Below are 18,535 nucleotides of genomic sequence, written 5' to 3'. Positions count from 1 at the left end.
CTTCCTTCCTGCTTCCTTCCTGCATCCCGCCGTCAGAACCGTGTCGCGAGGCCGATGCGCGCGAGCGTCTGCGAGCGGTTGCTGGCTGCGGCCCCCGGTTGCAGCAGCCCGTTGATCCACGCCTGCGTGACCGCGTTGTCGCCGCTCGCGCGCTGGTAGATCCCCTCGACGTACACGAACGTGCGCTTCGACAAGTGATACTGGACCGCGCCCGTCACCTGCTGCGCGCGATTGTCGTCGAGCGCCGCGTTGCCGCGCATGTACGCGTAATCGATGCCGGCCGACCACGGGCCCGAGATCGTCCACAACGCGCTCGCCTTGTACACGTCGATCTTCGCGCCGCTCGCGGTGTTCTTCGTGTTCGTGTACAGCAGCATCGCGAGCACGCTCGGGAACTGGTAGTGCGCGCCGACCCCGAAGTTGCGGATGCCGTCGTGGCCGTTGCCGAGCTGCGGATACTTGACGTCGACGTATGCGGCGCCGAGCCCGAGCGGGCCGTTCTCGTAGTTCAGCCCGAAGCTCGTCGTCGAATCGGCGGAGAACGATCCCGGCACGCCGCCGAACCCGTACATCGCGCCGAACCGCAGGCCCGCGAACTCGGGGCTGCGGTATTTGACCGAGTTCGGCACGCGCACGGTGCCGCCCATCCGGTCGAAGTCGAACGAGCCGGTCGGATTGTCCGGCACGCCGAGCGCGGTGAACGGCCCCTGACGGAAATCGTAGATCCCGCCGAACAGGAACGCGCCGTCGAACAGCCCGAGCGTCAGCGACTCGAACATGAAGTCGTACTGATTGCCGAACGTCAGCGTGCCGAGCCGGTCGTTCGACAGCCCGACGAGCGCGGTCCGGTTGAAGATCTGCCCGGCGCCCGGAATCGTCGCGCCGCTGCCGAGATCGAACTGCGACGTCAGCTCGAACAGCGCCTTGTTGCCGCCGCCGAGATCCTCGGTACCCTTGAACGTCAGCAGGTTCGGTGCGGACACACCGCTGTCGAACAGTGTCGCCGCGCCGCCGTGCTGGTTGTTCACGTACGTGACGCCCGCATCGATCATGCCGCTCAGCGTCACGTTGCTCTGCGCGCTCGCGAGCGCCGGCACGGACAGCGCGCACGCGCACGCCCAGGTCATTGTCAGTGTCTTCATCTATGTCTCCTCCTCGTTGTCACGTTTGAACACCTTCCTGTCGACGATCCGCACCGGGATCGCGGTCAGCGCCGCGCCCTCGCACGGCCCGTCGACGCACATGCCATCCTCGAACCGGAACATCGCGCTGTGATGCGCGCACATCAGCCATTGCGCGTCGTATGCCCAGAACGTGTCCGGCTCGTAGTTCAGCGGGATCGAGAAATGCGGGCACACGTTGCGGTAGGCCCACGCGTCGTCGCCGCGCCGCACGATCACGATCGCGCACGACGGATCAATGCCGTCGCGGCTTGCGCCGTTCGCGGCGCCGGTTGCCGTGCCGTTCGCGGCAAGGTCCGTCTTACCGTCCGCTACGTCCGGCACGTCAGATACATCCGCTACGTCCGGCACGTCAGATACATCCGCCACGTCCGCCACGTCCGGCACGCCATGCCCGCCACCGTCCGGCACGTCGTCGAGCGCGCACAGCAGCCCGCGCTCGGGACCGTTCGCGGCGCGGCTCATCACCGCCCCTCCCCGCTCGCGGCCGTGCCCACGCTCACGCCGCCGGTCGGCGCGAGCCGCGTGGCGGCCGCGTCCGGAAACACGACCCGGCGCCCGAGCGGAAAGCACTGCAGCCCGAAGCGCTGCGACACGAATCCCCAGATCCCGCGCGGGAAAAACAGCGTGACGACGATCGCGAGCACGCCGAGCCCGATCAGATAGAGCGTCCCGTAGTCGGACAGGAACTTGTTCAGCAGGAAGAACGCGAGCGCGCCGACGATCGGCCCCTCGAGCGTGCCGAGCCCGCCGATCAGCACCATGAAGATCCCGAACGCGCTCCAGTTCACCGAGAACGCGGCATCCGGCGAGATCCGCAGATTGCCGATGAAGTAGAGGCCGCCCGCGAGCGCCGTGCCGGCCGCCGCGGCCAGATAGACGACGAGCCGCGCGCGCCGCACGTCGACGCCCTGGCTGCCCGCGGCGACCGCGTTGTCGCGCATCGCGGTCAGCGCGAGCCCCGCGCGCGAGCGCAGGAACAGGTAGAGCAGCCCGAGCGTCACGACGACGATTCCGAGCGCGAGCCAGACGGTCAGCGCATCGCGCCAGAAGCGCGGCACGTCGGCGAGCGCGATCAGGCTGGTGCCCGAGCCGCCGCCGAGCGCCGACACGTTCGCGAACGACAGCCGGAATACCTCGGCGATCACCCAGGTGCCGATCGCGAAGTAGCCGCCTTCGAGCCGGAACGCGACGAGCGACACCGGCAGCGCGACGAGCGCCGCGACCGCCGCCGCGATCGGCACCGCGACGAACGGAGACACGCCGGCGAAATTCGCGAGCGCGAGCATCACGTAGCCGCCGATCCCGAAAAACGCCTGCTGGCCGATCGACACCATCCCTCCGTATCCGGCGAGCAGGTTCCACATCAGCGCGAACACGAGGTACGCGGCGAACTCGGTGAGATCGTGCATCGTGCCGCGCGTGGCCCAGAGCGGTGCGCACGCGACGGCGGCCGCGACCACGAGCGCGACGACGAATGCGACGCGGCTCGCGCGCGTCGTGCGCCGCACGTCGAACGCGGACACCGCCATGCCGCACTGTGCGCCGACGCACGGCGCGGAAGACTGTTTCGCTTGCATGTTCATCGCACCACCTCAAGCCGTTTTCGGAAAAAGACCCTGCGGCCGCGCAACGAGCACCGCGAGGAACAGCACGTGGCCGAACCAGATGCCCCAGCCCGGATCGAACGCGAAGCCCGCCTGCTGCGCGACGCCGAGCACGACACCGCCCGCGAACGTCCCCCAGAACGAACCCATCCCGCCGATGATCACGGCCTCGAACGCGTACAGCAGCAGCGCCGGCCCGTCGGACGGCGACACCGCGGTGCGCATCGCATAGAGCGTCGCAGCCGCAGCGATCAGCACGAACGCGATGCCCATCGCCAGCGCGTACATGCGCCGATGCGACACGCCCATCAACTGCACGATCTCGCGATCGTCCGACGTCGCGCGCAGCGCACGTCCGAGCGGCGTGCGGCCGAACAGCCACTGCAGCACGAACGTCAGCGCGACCGTCACCGCGAACGTGACGAGCGGCAGATAGCCGATCGCGATCCCGCCCGGCAGCGTCACGCTGAGCGCCTCGAACCCGCCTGTCGACAGCGAGCGCGGATCGGCGGAGAAAATCTGCTGCAGCACGTTCTGAATCACGATCGACAGCCCGAACGTGACGATCAGCGACGGCAGCGGATCGCGGCCGCTCACCCGGTTCAGGATCGCGAACTGCAGCGCATAGCCGGCCGCGAACGCGACGACGAACGCGACCGGAATCGCGATCACGAGCGGCACGTGCGCGCCGGTCAGCGCGAACAGCACGAACGCGAACAGCACGATGAAGTCGCCATGCGCGGTGTTCGTGAGCCGCATCACGCCGAACACGAGCGACTGGCCGAGCGCGAAGAGCCCGTAGAGCGCCCCGAGCAGCGCGCCCTGCACGACGATGTTGACGACGGCGTTCATGCTGCGACTCCGAAATAGGCCTGCGTGATCGCTTCGTCGGAGACTTCGGCGGACGCGCCGGACAGCGACACGCGGCCCTCCTGGAAGCAGTAGAAGCGCGACGACACGCGGCGCGCGAGCTGCACGTCCTGCTCGACGATCAGCGCGCTCATGCCGTCGCCGACGATCGAAGGAAGCGCCGCGTAGATCTCGCGGACCACCACCGGCGCGAGACCGAGCGATAGTTCATCGCACATCAGCAGATCAGGATTGCTCATCAATGCGCGGCCGATCGCGACCATCTGCTGCTGCCCGCCCGACAGCGCGGTTCCCGGATGATGGCGGCGCTCCTTCAGCACCGGAAACAGCGCGTAGACCGCGTCGAGGTTCCAGCGCCCGGGCCGCTTCGCATAGCCGCCGAGCAGCAGGTTCTCCTCGACCGACAGGCTCGCGAACAGCCGCCGCCCTTCGGGCACGAGCGCGATGCCGTGCCCGACGACGCGCGATGCGGGCAGCGCGCCGATCGATTCGCCGCGATAGACGATCTGCTCGGGCCGCGAGCGCAGGAGCCCCGCGACGGATTTCAGGAACGTCGACTTGCCGGCGCCGTTCGCGCCGATCAGCGCGACGATCTCGCCCGAGCCGACCGTCACGTCGACGCCGTACAGCGCCTGGAAGTCGCCGTAGAACGCGGTGAGCCCGGCCGTGCGCAGCAGCGCGTCGCCGTTTTGCGTGGATGTGACCATCTCAAGCCTCCAGTCCGAGATAGACCCGCTTCACTTCCGGGTCGTCCATCACGTCGCGCGGCAGTCCTTCGGCGATCTTCCTGCCGAAATTGATCACGAGCAGCCGGTCCGCGACCGCGAGCAGCGCATGCGTGACGTGCTCGATCCACACGATCGTCACGCCGCGCGCCTTGATCTGCTTGATCTCGTCGATCAGCGAGTGCGTCTCCGCATCGGTGAGCCCGCCCGCGATCTCGTCGAGCAGCAGCAGCTTCGGCCGCGTCGCGAGCGCGCGCGCGAGCTCGAGGCGCTTGCGGTCGAGCAGCGTCAGCGTGCCCGCGAGCTGGTTCGCGCGGTGTTTGAGGCCGGTGCGCTCGAGCACGTCGACACACATCGCGTCGGCTTCGTCGCCCGCCAGCCCGCCGCCGAACGTCGCACCGACGAGCAGGTTCTCGAACACCGTCATCGCGCCGAACGGCCGCGGCACTTGATACGAGCGGCCGATCCCGGCCGCACAGCGGCGGTGCGGCGGCAGCGCGCCGACGTCCGTACCGTCGAACTCGACGCGGCCGGCATCGGGCTTCACGTCGCCGCTGACGAGGTTGAACAGCGTCGTCTTGCCCGCGCCGTTCGGGCCGAGAATCCCGTAGGTCTCGCCGCGCTCGATCTCGAAGCTGATGTCGTCGGTGACCGTCAGCGCGCCGTAGCGCTTCGAGACGCCGGAAAGTCTGAGCAGCGTGTCCATCGCGTCGCTCCGTCAGCCGATCAGCTTCAGCGGCCCGGCCAGCGGCACGGACGGCGCAAGCTGGTTGTTGACGATCGCGAGGTCGAAGCGATGCTTCGTGCCCTTCACCCACTGGCCGCCGACGAGCGGCGTCTTCGCGACGTTCTTCACCGGACCCGTGCCCCACGCGACGCGCCCGACCACGGTGTCGAGCTTCGTCGACGCGACCGCGTCGCGCACCGCGTCGTTCGAGTCGAGATCCTTCGCGCGCTTGAGCGCATCGATCGCGATCTCGAACAGCGCGTGCGCGAAGCCGATCGGCTGCGTCCACTGCTTGCCGGTCGCGAGTTCGTACGCGTCGGCGAGCTGCCGTGCGTTCTGCCCGGTCAGCGACGACTTGAACGGATGCGACGGCGACCACCAGACCTCGGTCGACAGCCCTTCGCCGAGATCACCGAGCGCCTCGATCGACGTCGGGAACAGCAGCGCCTTGCCGATCGAGATCACCTTCGGTCGGAAGCCCTGCTGGCGCGCCTGCACGAGGAAGTTCTTCGCGTCAGGCGGAATCACGACGCCGGTCACGATCTGCGCGTTCGCCTGCTTGTACGCGGCGATCTGCGCGGAGAAATCCTGGGTCATGCTCTGAAAGCGGCCCGGATCCTTCAGCGTGAAACCCTTCTGCGCGAGCACCGGCGGGAAGCCGAGCTTCGCGTCGCCCCACGCGTTGCCGTCGCCGTCGTTCGGGAACAGGCCGCCGACCGACTTGTTCGTCCGCACCGACTGCCACATCCCGGTGAACACGGCGATCACGTCCTCGAGGCCCCAGAAGAAGTGATACGTGTAGCGGAAACCCTTCTTCGGGTCACCCTTGCGGCCGAAGAACCACGGCTGCCACGGCACGACCGTCGACACGCACGGCGTCTCGTTCAGCTCGCACGCGTCGCTGACCGGGTTCGCGGTCTCGGGCGTGCCCGCGACCAGCATGATGTCGACCTTCTCCCTCAGGATCAGGTCGTTCGCGACCTCGCCCGCGCGGTTCGGGTTCGACTGGCTGTCCTTCACGAGGATCTGCACCGGATACGTCTTCCCGCCGATCGCGACGCCGTTCTTCAGTGCCATCTGCATCTGTTGGATCGTGAAGCGGTCGGCCTCGCCGAACGGCGCGAGCGGGCCGGTCTGCGGCGATACGTAGCCGATCTTCAGCGTACGGGTGCCGGCCGCCCGCGCGAGCGGCGACAGCACGGGCGAAGCCGCGAGCAGCAGGCCGCTGCCGGCAAGCGAAATCAGGCGACGGCGGGTGCCGTCGACGGGCGGTCGTTTCATGGTTGTCTCCTGTGTCGATCGGAGTTGGCGCCTTAGCGCTTGCTCCGATCCCGTGCAAAGCTGTGGATCGGCGTCCGCGCATTAGCGCTTTAACCAATCTTCTGTAAAACTAAATATTCTGCCTGGTGGATGCACCGTCAGGCGCACCTCTCTTCAGTCGGGTCGCCGCCCTTCGTACGCCGCTTCGAGCAACGCGCGCAGCGGCGCGCGCTCGACCGGCCGCGGGTTCCAGTACGGGTTCTGCAGCGCGAGATCGAGCACCGTGTCGATATCCCCTTCGCGCATGCCGATATCCTTCAGCGCGAGCGGCGCGCCGCTCGACGCGGCGAGGTCGTACGCGCCGCGCGCCGCATCGTCGGTGCCGAGCGCGTTCGCGATCCGTCGCATCGCGGCCGGCGCCGCGTCGCGGTTGTACGCGAGCGCGTGCGGCAGCACGATAGTGTGCGTTTCCGCGTGGGGCAGATTCAGCGTGCCGCCGAGCGTGTGGCACAGCTTGTGATGCAGCGCCATCCCGACGTTGCCGAGCACCGCGCCGCAGAGCCACGCGCCGTAGAGTCCGCGCGCGCGCGCGTCGACATCGGCGGGATCGGCGACGATGCGCGGCAGCCCGTCGGCGAGCGCGCGAATCCCCTCCTCCGCCATCAGGCTCACGATCGGATTCGCATCCTGCGCATAGAGCCCTTCGGCCGCGTGCGCGATCGCGTTGATCCCGCTCGTCACCGACATCGGCACCGGCAGCGACAGCGTCAGCTCCGGGTCGTAGATCACGGTTTTCGGCAGCACGCGCAGGTCGCGCCCGGTCTTCTTCACGCCGGCTTCGGTGAGCCCGTAGATCGGCGTCATCTCCGAGCCCGCGTAGGTGGTCGGCACCGCGACGATCGGCAGCCCGGACTCGAGCGCGATCGCCTTGCCGAGCCCCGTCGTCGAGCCGCCGCCGATCGCGATCGCACAGTCCGCGCCGACCCGCGCCGCATAATCGCGCGCGGCACGCGCGGTCTCGACCGGCACGTGCATCACCGCTTCAGCGAAGACGCCGGCCGCGCGGTCGCCGAGACGCTTCGCGAGCACTTCGGCATCGGCCCGCTGCGGTGGCGTCGACAGCACGATCGCGCGCGTCGCGCCGAGCCGCTCGATCTCCCGAGGCAGTTGCGCGAGGCTGCCCGCGCCGAACACGACCCGGCCGGGCAGGCCGTTGTAGACGAACGATTCCATGGCGGCTCCTCGATCTCGTTCAGCGCGGGTAGTACGGCGGGATCTGCGCGTCGACGTTCACCCAGACCGACTTCGCCTGCGTGTACTCGCGCATCACCTCGAAGCCCATCTCGCGGCCGTAGCCGCTCGAGCCGGTGCCGCCGAACGGCGAAGCCGGGCTCACGCGCTTGTAGCAGTTGATCCAGACCATCCCGCTCTTCAGGTTTCGCGCGAACCGATGCGCGCGCTGCAGGTCGCGAGTCCACAGGCCCGCGCCGAGGCCGTACTCGGTGCCGTTCGCGATGGCGAGCGCTTCGTCGTCGGTGCGGAACGTCGTCACCGTGACGAACGGGCCGAACACCTCCTCCTGCGCGACACGGTCGGTCGCCTTCGCGGCGACGATCGTCGGCTCGACGTAGCAACCGTTCGCGAGCGCGGCCGCGCTCGGCGCGTTGCCGCCGGACAGCACGCGGCCGCCCTCGCTGCGCGCGACGTCGACGTACGACAGCACGCGGTCGCGATGCTGCAGCGACGTCAGCGGCCCCATCTCGGTCGTCGGATCGAGCGGATCGCCGATCTTGATCGAGCGCGCGAGCGCGGTGAACTTCTCGAGCAGCTCGTCGGCGATCGACTCGTGCACGATCAGCCGCGACGCGGCGATACACGCCTGGCCCTGGTTGTGGAAGATCCCGAACGCGGAGCCCTGCACGACCGCGTCGATGTTCGCGTCGCCGAACACGACGTTCGCCCCCTTCCCGCCGAGCTCGAGCTGCACCTTCTTCAGGTTGCCGCTCGACGCCTGCACGATCTTGCGACCGACCGCGGTGGAACCGGTGAACGCAACCTTGCCGATCCCCGGATGCTCGGCGATGTACTGGCCCGCGACATGCCCGAGCCCCGGCAGCACGTTGACGACACCGTCGGGGAAGCCGACCTCGGCCATCAGCTCGGCGATCGCGAGGCTCGACAGCGGCGTCAGCTCGGCCGGCTTCATCACGACCGCGTTGCCGGCCGCGAGCGCGGGCGCCATCTTCCAGCTCGTGAACATCAGCGGAAAATTCCACGGCACGACCTGGCCGACGACGCCGATCGGCTCGCGCAGCAGATAGTTCAGGAAGCCCGCCTCGACCGGGATCACCGACCCTTCGAACTTGTCCGCCATCCCGCCGAAGTAGCGGAACGTCGCGGCGGTGCGCGGCACGTCGAGGTTCAGCGTGTCGCGGATCGGATGGCCGGTGTCGAGCGATTCGAGCCGCGCGAGGCGCTCCGCGTTCGCTTCGATCGCATCGGCGAGCTTCAGCAGCAGACGGCCGCGCTCCATCGCCGCGAGCCGGCTCCACGTCGGAAACGCGGCCTGCGCGGCATCGACCGCGCGGTCGATGTCGGCCTGGCCGGCCATCGCGACATCCGCGATCACCGAGTTGTCGTGCGGGTTCAGCGTCGCCAGCGTTTCGCCGCTCGCGGCCGGCACGAAGCGGCCGTTGATGAAGAGTTGGGTTTGCATGTCGATCCTGAGTTCGAACGTGGCGACGCGAGCGCGCGGGCGAAGTCGGCCCGGCGGTGCCGGCTGTCCGGCACCGTGCACTGCGTCACCTGGGAGTCGGTGATCCGGCGTGTTCGGCGGTGGCGCGCGACGCGATGCTAAGCGATGCGAAGCGCACTCCGACACATCACATCTGGACCGGGTAAGGCGGCAGCTCGCCGCTCTCGTAGCGCTTCGGCAGATCGGGCGTCGCGTTCTCCCACACGAGCAGCATCGAGCGCTTCTGCGAGTAGCCCTTGTGACGGATGTCGGCCGGCATCGCGGCGATGTCGCCGGCGTTCATCGTGATTCGCGCGCGCGGCTCGCCGGTATTCTTGTCCGCGACGTCCCAGATGATCTGGTCGGAGAGCTGCAGGAACCATTCGACGCGGTCGTTGCCGTGGAAGACCGGCAGCGTGAACTCCTCGGTCGTCGGGCAGAACAGGCTCTGCTTGCAGACCGACGTGACCGACGGGTTCCACGTGACATCAGAGCGCGACAGGTACTTGAACAGGTTGAACGCGTGCAGCTCGCGCTCGAAGCCGGGCGCCGCATGAATCTCGGGCTCGTCCTGCGTGATGTCCGTGAACTGGCGGTTGACCGGCAGGTCGTCGCGCAGCGGCGAATCGCCGTCGAGGCCGGGCATCCGCTTCGTCGCGATCCGCGAGCGCTCGATCGCGGCGATGTTGTCGCCATGCTTCGGGCCGAACGCGGAGCCGGTCTCCTCGGGCGCCGCGAACGGATCGAAGCCCTCATTCACCCAGTCCTTCAGGATCGCCTTGAACGTCGCCATGATCAGCGGCGTGTCGAACTGCTGCGTGTAGTCGGCGCCGGCTTCGCGGAAGCTCGCGTTGTACGCGCCGGCATACAGGTCGACGCGGCCATAGTGGTTGCGCGTGCCGATCACTTCGTCGAAGTTCACCCAGCCGTAGAAGAATCCCCACGCGACGTCGCGCATCATCGCGCGCAGGAAGTCGTCGGCGTCCATCTGGTGCGAGCGCTGCTGGCCGTTCGACGGCCACTTGACGGTCACGAAGTACGCATCGCGGCTGAACTCGAAATCGCCGAGGCGGAACGTGCGGTAGCCGGTGACCGGATTCGGATCGGTGGCGGTCACGTTTTGTTGCGGAACGGAATTCATGTCGGGCTCCTGTCTAAATCGTCGGGTCGGGCGGATCGGGCGGGTCGGGCGTATGCGGTCAGTGGATGCAGATCTCGGCCCACTTCTCGACCGAGCACGCACCGAGAATCGTCTGCTGCAGCACGACGCCCGGCTTGACCGCCTCGAAGCGATACGCGGCGCCGGCGGGCAGCAGCGCCTGGTGGCCGCGACGCAGCAGCACGTAGCCCATGCTCGCGCCTTCGGGCTGGCCGGCGAGCCGTACGGTGCCCTCGACGTCGTCGCCGACGAGCGGGCCCGCGGCGGGCTTCACGAAATGGATCTTGATCTCGCCGTCGAGCGTAATCGCGAACTCATCGTGCGATGCGACGAACCACGGCGAATCGCCTTCCGCGCGCAGCGTTTCGATCACGTACTTCAGGTTCTTGCCGACGACGACTTTCTCGTACGGCTTCGAGCGGCTCGCCACTTCGAATACGTTCGACATCACGTAGTGTTCGGCGCGGCCGGTGATGATTTCGATCGAGCCTTTCTGGAAATCGTCGAGGCTGCCGAGGCGGGTCTGTTGCATGTCTGTCTCCATGTCAAGGGAAGCGCGGCTTCCGTTGACGTGAAGATTAGGCGGGGACGGTGGGGGTGGGCAATGGTTCGAGGTTCGCGAAACGCGAACCATGCGTGCGGCGATCGGCGGCTAGGGAAAGTACTTAAATCAACCGAACCGAACGCCGGCGCCGCGTCCGCGGGGAAACCTTAAATTTTCTGAATGCGAACCGGACGCCAGCACCGCGTCCGCGCGACCACATTAAATGTGCTGAATGTGAGCCCAAGCCGCTACGCGAGCTCGTCGTCGACGCTGCCCGGCTCCTCGTCGGGCGGCGCGATCCCGAGCGCCTTGTCCCACTGCGGCTCGCGCGCGTAACGCGTGCGCAGGAAATCGACGAACACCTTGACCTTCGTCGTCGCGCGATGCGACGCCGGATAGACGGCCGACAGCCACAGCGGCGGCGCCGCGTACTCCGGCAGCACGCGCGCGAGGCGCTGCTCGAGCAGGTCGGGCGCGGCGACCATCGTCGGCAGATACGCGATGCCCGCGCCGGCGCGCGCGAACTCGAGCAGCAGATGCACGCTGTTCGTCTTCAGCACCGGCGCGAGCGAGATCTCGAAGCGCTCGCTGCCGCGCATCAGCGGCCAGCGCTCGCCCCAGGGATAGTACGAATAGCACGCGAAATCGTGACGCAGCAGATCGAGCGGCGTCTCGACCGCCGGCTCGTGCTTCAGGTAATCGGGCGCCGCGCACAGCACGCCGCGCACCGGGAAGAGCCGCCGCTCGATCAGCAGGTTCGACGCGGCCGGGTAGATCTGCAGCGCGAGATCGAAGCCTTCCTGCACCGGGTCGATCACGCGATCGTTGACGGTCACGACGAACTCGATGCGCGGGTAGGCTTCGCGGAAGTCGGTCAGCACGCGCGAGAAATGGCCGAGCGCGAAGCCTGGCAGCACGTGGATATGCAGCGTGCCCGCGAGCGCCTGAGGATCGCTCGACGAGCGCGCGGACAATTCGTGCGCCTTGCGCACGAGCTCGCTGCATTCGCGGTAGTACGTCTCGCCGAGCTCGGACAGGCGCACCGCGCGTGTCGATCGATGAAACAGCGGCACGCCGAAGTGTTCCTCGAGCTGCTTCACGCGCGCGGTGACGACCGATTTCGCGACGCCGAGCTGGCGCGCCGCGTTCGCGAAGCTCTGCGCTTCGGCAGCCCTGACGAACGCTTCCATCGACTGGAACAGATCCAATGGAGTCTCCTCGAATAGACATGCGCCACGAGGATACTCCGCGCGTCAGGCGTTGTCATGAAGGCCGCCGCGCGGGCCGGACGCCACCCTCGCCACGCCTGCGATCCTGTAGCCGGGATTCCGAACCATTCAGGAGGATTAAGGCGCGTCGCGCAAGCAACGATGCAGAATGTATTCATCGGATCATGCTTGCACCCATGCGCGCGCAGCGCTGTCGAGCTTGCGCGGAAGGAGCTGACGATGGCGACGAACTGCACCCACCTCGGTGAAGCGCACGTGCTGCGCACCGACAAAGACTACTGCGAAACGTGCGTCGAGTCCGGCGGGCGCTGGGTCCACCTGCGCATGTGTCTGACGTGCGGGCGCGTTGGCTGCTGCGACTCGTCGCCGAACCGCCACGCGAGCCGGCACTATCGCGAGACCGGCCATCCGCTCGTCCGCTCGATCGAGCCCGGCGAGCACTGGGTATGGTGCTACCCGGACGAAATCGTCGCCGGCGAAATCCCGCCTCAGGATCAGGGTTAACACGGATCACTTCGCGCCTTGACCCGTCGATGTTTTCGACTATATTTATCGAACGATAATTTATCTTTCGATAAACAGAGAGGTGTTCAATGCCTGTATCCAGACTGGCCCACTACTCGATCCGCACGCTCGATCTCGAGCAATCGTGCCGGTTCTACGAGCGTGTGCTCGGCTTCAAGCGCGGCTACCGTCCTCCGTTTGACTTTCCCGGCGCGTGGCTCTACATGGGCGGCGACGAAGCCGATTACGGAACGGTCCACATCATCGGCGTCGACCCGGACAACCCGGACGGGCTCGCCGCGTATCTCGGCGATAAGGACGCGTCGGAGACGGGCACCGGCACCGTCGACCACATCGCGTTTCTCGCCACCGGCGTCGAAGCGATGTGGGACAGGCTTCGCGCCGAGCGGATCGAATGGCGCGACCGGACCGTGCCGAGTCTCGGACTGCACCAGGTCTTCGTCGAGGATCCGTCCGGCGTCACGATCGAGCTCAACTACCCCGCCGCCGAGGTCGCTCACCTGAGCATCCCGAATGCGGCGACGCAAAACACTGAAACGGATGGAGACTGACATGAACAGCATTTCGACGAACCGCAAGGCCGCCATCATCGGCGGCTCGCTCGGCGGGCTCTTCGCCGCGAATCTCCTTCTGCGCAACGGCTGGGACGTGGACGTCTTCGAGCGCGTGCCGGAAGCGCTGTCCGGCCGCGGCGCCGGCATCGTTACGCATCCCGAACTGTTCGAAGTGATGCTCGCCGCCGGGGTTCGCATCGACGAATCGATCGGCGTGAAGGTGGAATCGCGGATCACGCTCGCGCAGGACGGCTCGGTCGTCTCCGAGCGCCGGCTGCCGCAGACGCTCACCGCGTGGAGCAAGATGTATCACGTGCTGCGCGCCGCGTTGCCGGACCAGCACTACCACGCCGGCGCGATCGTGACGGCCGTCTCCGACGGCCCGGACCGCGCGGCAGTCACGCTGTCCGACGGCACGGTCGTGCATGCCGACCTGGTCATCGCGGCGGACGGGTTCCGCTCCGCAGTGCGCGAACAGTTCCTGCCGGACGTCCGGCTCCAGTATGCGGGGTATGTCGCGTGGCGCGGCCTCGTCGACGAGCTCAACCTGTCGGACGCCACGCACGCCGCGCTGTTCGATCGTTTCGCGTTCGGCCTGCCGCATCGCGAGCAGATCATCGGCTATCCGGTCGCCGGCCAGGGCAACAGCACGAAGCCGGACGAGCGGCGCTACAACTTCGTCTGGTACCGGGCGACCAGCGAGGACAAGGATCTGCCGAACCTGCTGACCGACGAGACGGGCAAGCTATGGGCCGGCGGCATTCCACCGACGCTGATTCGCCGCGAGGTGCTCGACGACATGGAAGAAGCCGCGCACGCGCTGCTCGCGCCGCAATTCGCTGAAGTCGTGTCACGGGCGACCCAGCCGCTGTTCCAGCCGATCTACGACCTCGAAGTGCCGCAAATGGCGTTCGGCCGCATCGCGTTGCTCGGCGACGCCGCATTCGTTGCGCGGCCGCATTGCGGGATGGGCGTCACGAAGGCCGCCGGCGACGCGCTGGCGCTCGTCGCCGCGCTCGCGACGCGTGCCGATACGCTCGATGCGCTGTCGGAATACAGCGACGTGCGCACGCAGTACGGCGCCGCGATCGTCCAGCATGCCCGCCACCTCGGCGCGTACATGCAGGCCCAGCTGAAGAACGAAACAGAGCGCGAAATGGCCGAGCGCTACCGCACGCCGGAAGCCGTGATGCGCGAAACCGCCGTTCCGCCGCACATCTGATCGCGGCTCGCCGCCTCTTTGCACCGCACTCGAATGAAGGAAACATCGTGAACCACTCCACCCCGGCCGCCTCGGCCGCCGCCATGAACCGGGAAGCGCTCGGCAAGGTCGCCGCCGCGCCCCCGCTGCTGAGCGATCCGCGCTTTCTCGATCTGGTCAGAAGGCGCCGTGCGTTCACGTGGTCGCTGACGACCGCGATGCTCGCGATCTATTTCACGTTCATCCTGACGCTGGCGTTCTCGCCCCGTCTGCTCGGCCAGCCCATCGTGCAGGGCCAGCCGGCCACGTGGGGCATCCCCGTCGGCTTCGGGATGTTCGCCGTCACGTTCGCGCTGGTCGCCATCTACGTGTTTCAGGCCAATTCGGTATACGACGCGATCGTCGCCGCGATCCGTCTGGGAGATGACCGATGAAACGCCTCTTCCGCGCCGCGTTCGCATCGTTCGCATCGTTCGCATCGTTCGCATCGTTCGCATCGTTCGCCGCGTTCGCCGTGCTCACCACGTTCGCCGCGTCGCCCGCCGTCGCGGCGGAGCCCGCGTCGATCGCGCACGGGCACAATCCCGTCGCGATCGGCATGTTCCTGCTGTTCGTCGCGTCGACCCTGTTCATTACGCGCTGGGCGGCCCGCAAGAATCACAGCGTGGCCGACCACTACGCGGCCGGCGGCAAGATCACCGCGTTCCAGAACGGCTGGGCGATCGCCGGCGACTACATGTCGGCCGCGTCGCTGCTCGGCATCTCGGCGCTCGTGTTCACCAGCGGCTACGACGGGCTGATCTATTCGATCGGCTTCCTCGCGAGCTGGCCGATCATCCTGTTCCTGATCGCCGAGCCGCTGCGCAACCTCGGCAAGTACACGCTCGCCGACGTGGTGTCCTACCGCCTCCGGCAGCGGCCGATCCGCGCGTTCGCGGCGTCGAGCTCGATCGTCATCGTGCTGCTGTACCTCGTGTCGCAGATGGTCGGCGCGGGCAAGCTCGTCGAACTGCTGTTCGGCCTGCACTACACCGTCGCGGTGCTGATCGTCGGCCTGCTGATGGTCGTCTACGTGTTCTTCGGCGGCATGCTCGCGACGACGTGGATCCAGATCATCAAGGCCATTCTGCTGCTCGCCGGCGCGGCGTTCATGGCGCTGACGGTGCTGATCCATTTCGGCTTCAGCCTGAACGCGCTGTTCTCGCAGGCGATTCTCGTGCATCCGAAGCATGCCGCGATCATGCGCCCCGGCGGCCTCGTGTCAGATCCGGTGTCCGCCGTGTCGCTCGGTCTCGCGCTGATCTTCGGCACCGCCGGCCTGCCGCACATCCTGATGCGATTCTTCACCGTCGGCGACGTGAAAGCCGCGCGCAAAAGCATCCTGTACGCCACCGGGATCGTCGGCATCGGCTACGTGCTGATCATCATCATCGGCTTCGGCACGATCGCGCTCGTCGCCTCCGATCCGCGGTACCACAATGCGTCGGGCGCCGTGATCGGCGGTGTGAACATGGTCGCGATTCACCTCGCGCATGCGGTCGGCGGCAACGTGTTTCTCGGCTTCATCTGCGCGGTCGCGTTCTCGACCATTCTCGCGGTGGTCGCCGGCCTGACGCTCGCCGGCTCGTCCGCGATCTCGCACGATCTCTATGCGAACGTGTTGCGCGGCGGCCAGGCGTCCGACCGCGAGGAAATGCGCGTGGCGCGCGTGACCACGCTCGTGCTCGGCGTGCTCGCGGTCATCCTCGGCATCGCGTTCGAAAAGCAGAACATCGCGTTCATCGTCAGCCTCACGTTCTCGATCGCGGCCAGCTCGAACTTCCCGGTGCTGCTGCTCTCGGTCTACTGGCGCGGGCTGACGACGCGCGGCGCGGTCATCGGCGGGATGCTCGGCCTCGCGACGGCCGTCACGCTGACCGTGCTGAGTCCGACGGTCTGGGTGCAGGTGCTCGGCCACGCGCACGCGATGTATCCATACGAGTACCCGGCGCTCTTTTCGATGGCCGTCGCGTTCGTCGGGATCGTGGTGTTCTCGATCACCGACCGTTCCGCACGCGCCGGGTGGGAACGCGGGATGTTCGACACGCAGCTCGTCGAGTGCGAGATGGGCATCACGCGCCATGGCTGAGCCGAACGCTCGCCCAGCATGGAGGTCGACCACGATGAAGATCATCATTGCCGGCGGCTCGATTGCCGGCCTCGCCGCCGCGCTGACGCTCGATTGCATCGGGCACCACGTGGAAATCTACGAGCGCTCGCCGACGCCGCTGCGCGGGCTGGGCGGCGGCGTCGCGGTCCTCAGGCGCATGATGGTGTTTCTCGAACAGCACGGGCATCACTGCCGCGACATGATCAGTGTGCCGACGCATCGCCGGCGCTGGATCGACCGCGACGGCGCCGTCACGCGCGACGAGCCGGAGATGCTGCCGTTCTCGTCGTGGGACGCCGTCTACCGCTCACTGTGCGGCACGCTGCCGCCCGGGCGGATCCATTACGGCCGCACGGTGACGGGCTTCGAGCAGGATGCCGACGGCATCGACGTGTACGCCGGCGATCGCCGCATGCGCGCGGACGTGCTGCTGGCCGCGGACGGCTCGGGTTCGAGGATTCGCACCCAGCTCTTTCCCGGCTATGCGCCGTCGTTCGCCGGCTACCTCGCGTGGCGCGGCATCGTCGACGAAGCCGATTTCGACGCCGCGGCCGTCGCGTCGCTCGTCGAAAACATGACGCTGCACAAGGCGCCGGGCGAACTGTTCATGGCGTTTCTGATTCCGTCGCTCGACGGGTCGCTCGAACCCGGCACGCGACGCTTCAACTGGCTCTGGTATCGCAACGAGCCCGACCCGCAAGCGCTGCGCCGCCATCTGACCGATCGGGCGGGCGCGGTTCATCACGCGTCGATCCACCCCGGCGAGCTGTCGGACGACTCCGTCGCGACACTCGGACGCCTCGCCACCGAACGGCTGCCGGCCGTGTTCTCGCAACTGGTTCTCGCGACGCGCGCGCCGTTCAACCAGGCGATTTTCGACGCGCTGAGCCCGGACTTCGTCCAAGGTCGCGTCGCGCTGATCGGCGACGCCGCATGCACCGTGCGGCCCCATACGGCATCCGGCACATCGAAGGCCGCGCGCGATGCCGTTTCGCTCGCCGAGTCGCTGCCTTCGGACACGACCGACGTGGTCGAGAGGCTCGCTCGATGGTCGGCGGAGCGCCGCGCGGAAGTGACGTCGCTGCTGCGCAAGGGCCCCGAGCTGGCCGCCGCGTTCGGATTGGGATATTCAATTTTAGGAAAACTAACTTATGGACAAATGACACTCAATGACACTCAATGACACCCCAGTGACACCCCAGTGACACCCCAGTGACACCCCAGTGACACCCCGTTGGACCCGTTTTCAAGGCGGACTGTTTGTATGCGCTTCGATCCGTCTATTGCCTTGCGGCGCGCGATCCGCGCGCCGTCGGCTCCCCTTCCGCTTCTTTCGTCATAAAGGTTGAACAGTCATGCGCAATCCGAAACTCGAGGTGTTGACGCCTCAAAACAGCCAAATCATTTTCATCGATTTTCAGCCGCAGATGGCTTTTGGCGTGCAATCGATCGACCGGCAAACGTTGAAAAACAACACCGTCGCACTGGCGAAGGCCGCGAAAGTGTTCAATATTCCGGCGACCATCACCACGGTCGAAACGGAGAGCTTCTCGGGCTACGCGTTTCCGGAGCTCCTCGACGTGTTTCCGGATCATCCGTTGCTCGAGCGCACGTCGATGAACTCGTGGGACGATCAAAAGGTGCGCGACGCGCTCGCGAAGAACGGCCGCAAGAAGGTGGTCGTGGCCGGCCTGTGGACGGAGGTCTGCAACCTCACTTTCGCGTTGTGCGCGATGGACGAAGGTGAATACGAGATCTACATGGTCGCCGACGCATCGGGCGGCACGTCGAAGGAAGCGCATGACTACGCGATGCAGCGAATGATCCAGGCGGGCGTCGTGCCGGTGACGTGGCAGCAGGTGCTGCTCGAATGGCAACGCGACTGGGCGCGCCGCGAGACCTACGAGGCCGTGACGAACATCGTCCGGGAACACTCGGGCGGGTACGGAATGGGCATCGACTACGCGGCCACGATGATCCACAAGGCGCCTCAGCGGGCGAAGGACGCGCATGACCGGCTCGCGCCGGTGCCGGCGCCGATCTCGATCACGTAATGGGGTAGCGGCCGGG

General features: G+C 67.2%; 19 protein-coding genes. 7 read left to right on the top strand and 12 right to left on the bottom strand.

Annotated features, from left to right (window positions below; genetic code table 11):
• Positions 1-32: 32 nt before the first annotated feature.
• The 12 genes from HZI36_RS02080 to HZI36_RS02025 all read right to left on the bottom strand — a co-directional run bounded on the left by HZI36_RS02080 (position 33) and on the right by HZI36_RS02025 (position 12,015).
• Positions 33-1,142, bottom strand: coding sequence for a porin (locus HZI36_RS02080; RefSeq protein ID WP_246326927.1), 1,110 nt, complete (start codon positions 1,140-1,142; stop codon positions 33-35).
• Positions 1,143-1,421 (bottom strand): Rieske (2Fe-2S) protein, encoded by a 279-nt coding sequence (locus tag HZI36_RS27335; RefSeq protein ID WP_343049948.1) that lies wholly within the window; start codon positions 1,419-1,421, stop codon positions 1,143-1,145.
• A 224-nt stretch (positions 1,422-1,645) separates the two neighbouring features.
• Positions 1,646-2,761 carry a branched-chain amino acid ABC transporter permease gene (locus HZI36_RS02070; protein ID WP_246326926.1) on the bottom strand — a complete coding sequence of 372 codons (1,116 nt, stop codon included), beginning with the start codon at positions 2,759-2,761 and terminating at the stop codon, positions 1,646-1,648.
• 15 nt (positions 2,762-2,776) lie between these two features.
• Positions 2,777-3,640 (bottom strand): branched-chain amino acid ABC transporter permease, encoded by an 864-nt coding sequence (locus tag HZI36_RS02065; RefSeq protein WP_179400937.1) that lies wholly within the window; start codon positions 3,638-3,640, stop codon positions 2,777-2,779.
• The gene (locus tag HZI36_RS02060; protein WP_179400936.1) at positions 3,637-4,365 is read right to left on the bottom strand and encodes an ABC transporter ATP-binding protein; all 729 of its coding nucleotides are present in this window, start codon (positions 4,363-4,365) and stop codon (positions 3,637-3,639) included. The genes HZI36_RS02065 and HZI36_RS02060 overlap by 4 nt, the downstream gene beginning before the upstream one ends.
• 1 nt (position 4,366) lies before the next feature.
• Positions 4,367-5,089, bottom strand: a complete 723-nt coding sequence (locus tag HZI36_RS02055; RefSeq protein ID WP_179400935.1) for an ABC transporter ATP-binding protein — start codon at positions 5,087-5,089, stop codon at positions 4,367-4,369.
• A gap of 12 nt (positions 5,090-5,101) precedes the next feature.
• Entirely contained in the window at positions 5,102-6,391 is a 1,290-nt protein-coding gene (locus tag HZI36_RS02050; protein WP_179400934.1) for an ABC transporter substrate-binding protein, read from the bottom strand.
• 153 nt (positions 6,392-6,544) lie between these two features.
• The gene (locus tag HZI36_RS02045) at positions 6,545-7,603 is read right to left on the bottom strand and encodes a maleylacetate reductase (protein ID WP_179400933.1); all 1,059 of its coding nucleotides are present in this window, start codon (positions 7,601-7,603) and stop codon (positions 6,545-6,547) included.
• A gap of 19 nt (positions 7,604-7,622) precedes the next feature.
• Positions 7,623-9,086, bottom strand: a complete 1,464-nt coding sequence (locus HZI36_RS02040) for an aldehyde dehydrogenase family protein (RefSeq protein ID WP_179400932.1) — start codon at positions 9,084-9,086, stop codon at positions 7,623-7,625.
• Between the two features lie 166 nt (positions 9,087-9,252).
• Entirely contained in the window at positions 9,253-10,245 is a 993-nt protein-coding gene (locus tag HZI36_RS02035; RefSeq protein WP_179400931.1) for a hydroxyquinol 1,2-dioxygenase, read from the bottom strand.
• A gap of 58 nt (positions 10,246-10,303) precedes the next feature.
• Positions 10,304-10,795, bottom strand: coding sequence for a cupin domain-containing protein (locus HZI36_RS02030; RefSeq protein ID WP_179400930.1), 492 nt, complete (start codon positions 10,793-10,795; stop codon positions 10,304-10,306).
• Between the two features lie 260 nt (positions 10,796-11,055).
• On the bottom strand, positions 11,056-12,015 hold the full coding sequence (locus tag HZI36_RS02025; RefSeq protein WP_179400929.1) for a LysR family transcriptional regulator: 960 nt from the start codon (positions 12,013-12,015) through the stop codon (positions 11,056-11,058).
• 240 nt (positions 12,016-12,255) lie between these two features.
• Between HZI36_RS02025 and HZI36_RS02020 the strand changes: the two genes are divergently transcribed.
• The 7 genes from HZI36_RS02020 to HZI36_RS01990 all read left to right on the top strand — a co-directional run bounded on the left by HZI36_RS02020 (position 12,256) and on the right by HZI36_RS01990 (position 18,519).
• Positions 12,256-12,540, top strand: a complete 285-nt coding sequence (locus HZI36_RS02020) for a UBP-type zinc finger domain-containing protein (protein WP_179400928.1) — start codon at positions 12,256-12,258, stop codon at positions 12,538-12,540.
• Between the two features lie 89 nt (positions 12,541-12,629).
• Complete coding sequence (locus HZI36_RS02015; RefSeq protein ID WP_179400927.1) at positions 12,630-13,112, top strand: VOC family protein; 483 nt, start codon at positions 12,630-12,632, stop codon at positions 13,110-13,112.
• A gap of 1 nt (position 13,113) precedes the next feature.
• Positions 13,114-14,337, top strand: coding sequence for an FAD binding domain-containing protein (locus HZI36_RS02010; RefSeq protein ID WP_179400926.1), 1,224 nt, complete (start codon positions 13,114-13,116; stop codon positions 14,335-14,337).
• Positions 14,338-14,384: 47 nt separating this feature from the next.
• Entirely contained in the window at positions 14,385-14,750 is a 366-nt protein-coding gene (locus tag HZI36_RS02005; protein ID WP_343049939.1) for a DUF485 domain-containing protein, read from the top strand.
• Entirely contained in the window at positions 14,747-16,444 is a 1,698-nt protein-coding gene (locus HZI36_RS02000; RefSeq protein ID WP_218883531.1) for a cation acetate symporter, read from the top strand. The genes HZI36_RS02005 and HZI36_RS02000 overlap by 4 nt, the downstream gene beginning before the upstream one ends.
• A 34-nt stretch (positions 16,445-16,478) precedes the next feature.
• Entirely contained in the window at positions 16,479-17,648 is a 1,170-nt protein-coding gene (locus HZI36_RS01995) for an FAD binding domain-containing protein (RefSeq protein ID WP_179400925.1), read from the top strand.
• A 172-nt stretch (positions 17,649-17,820) separates the two neighbouring features.
• Entirely contained in the window at positions 17,821-18,519 is a 699-nt protein-coding gene (locus HZI36_RS01990; RefSeq protein ID WP_179400924.1) for a hydrolase, read from the top strand.
• Positions 18,520-18,535: the final 16 nt, after the last annotated feature.

It is taken from the genome of Burkholderia guangdongensis, assembly GCF_013403875.1.
GTDB classification, from domain to species: Bacteria; Pseudomonadota; Gammaproteobacteria; order Burkholderiales; family Burkholderiaceae; genus Burkholderia; species Burkholderia guangdongensis.
The sequence above is the reverse complement of the archived record's forward strand: the minus strand, read 5'-3'. Positions and strand labels throughout refer to the sequence as shown.

Excerpts from the sequence above, each read along its gene's own strand:
- HZI36_RS02080 (WP_246326927.1), bottom strand. The coding sequence starts at position 1,142 with ATGAAGACACTGACAATGACCTGGGCGTGCGCGTGCGCGCTGTCCGTG.
- HZI36_RS02070 (WP_246326926.1), bottom strand. The coding sequence starts at position 2,761 with ATGCAAGCGAAACAGTCTTCCGCGCCGTGCGTCGGCGCACAGTGCGGC.
- HZI36_RS02065 (WP_179400937.1), bottom strand. The coding sequence starts at position 3,640 with ATGAACGCCGTCGTCAACATCGTCGTGCAGGGCGCGCTGCTCGGGGCG.
- HZI36_RS02060 (WP_179400936.1), bottom strand. The coding sequence starts at position 4,365 with ATGGTCACATCCACGCAAAACGGCGACGCGCTGCTGCGCACGGCCGGG.
- HZI36_RS02055 (WP_179400935.1), bottom strand. The coding sequence starts at position 5,089 with ATGGACACGCTGCTCAGACTTTCCGGCGTCTCGAAGCGCTACGGCGCG.
- HZI36_RS02050 (WP_179400934.1), bottom strand. The coding sequence starts at position 6,391 with ATGAAACGACCGCCCGTCGACGGCACCCGCCGTCGCCTGATTTCGCTT.
- HZI36_RS02045 (WP_179400933.1), bottom strand. The coding sequence starts at position 7,603 with ATGGAATCGTTCGTCTACAACGGCCTGCCCGGCCGGGTCGTGTTCGGC.
- HZI36_RS02040 (WP_179400932.1), bottom strand. The coding sequence starts at position 9,086 with ATGCAAACCCAACTCTTCATCAACGGCCGCTTCGTGCCGGCCGCGAGC.
- HZI36_RS02035 (WP_179400931.1), bottom strand. The coding sequence starts at position 10,245 with ATGAATTCCGTTCCGCAACAAAACGTGACCGCCACCGATCCGAATCCG.
- HZI36_RS02030 (WP_179400930.1), bottom strand. The coding sequence starts at position 10,795 with ATGCAACAGACCCGCCTCGGCAGCCTCGACGATTTCCAGAAAGGCTCG.
- HZI36_RS02020 (WP_179400928.1), top strand. The coding sequence starts at position 12,256 with ATGGCGACGAACTGCACCCACCTCGGTGAAGCGCACGTGCTGCGCACC.
- HZI36_RS02015 (WP_179400927.1), top strand. The coding sequence starts at position 12,630 with ATGCCTGTATCCAGACTGGCCCACTACTCGATCCGCACGCTCGATCTC.
- HZI36_RS02010 (WP_179400926.1), top strand. The coding sequence starts at position 13,114 with ATGAACAGCATTTCGACGAACCGCAAGGCCGCCATCATCGGCGGCTCG.
- HZI36_RS02000 (WP_218883531.1), top strand. The coding sequence starts at position 14,747 with ATGAAACGCCTCTTCCGCGCCGCGTTCGCATCGTTCGCATCGTTCGCA.
- HZI36_RS01995 (WP_179400925.1), top strand. The coding sequence starts at position 16,479 with ATGAAGATCATCATTGCCGGCGGCTCGATTGCCGGCCTCGCCGCCGCG.
- HZI36_RS01990 (WP_179400924.1), top strand. The coding sequence starts at position 17,821 with ATGCGCAATCCGAAACTCGAGGTGTTGACGCCTCAAAACAGCCAAATC.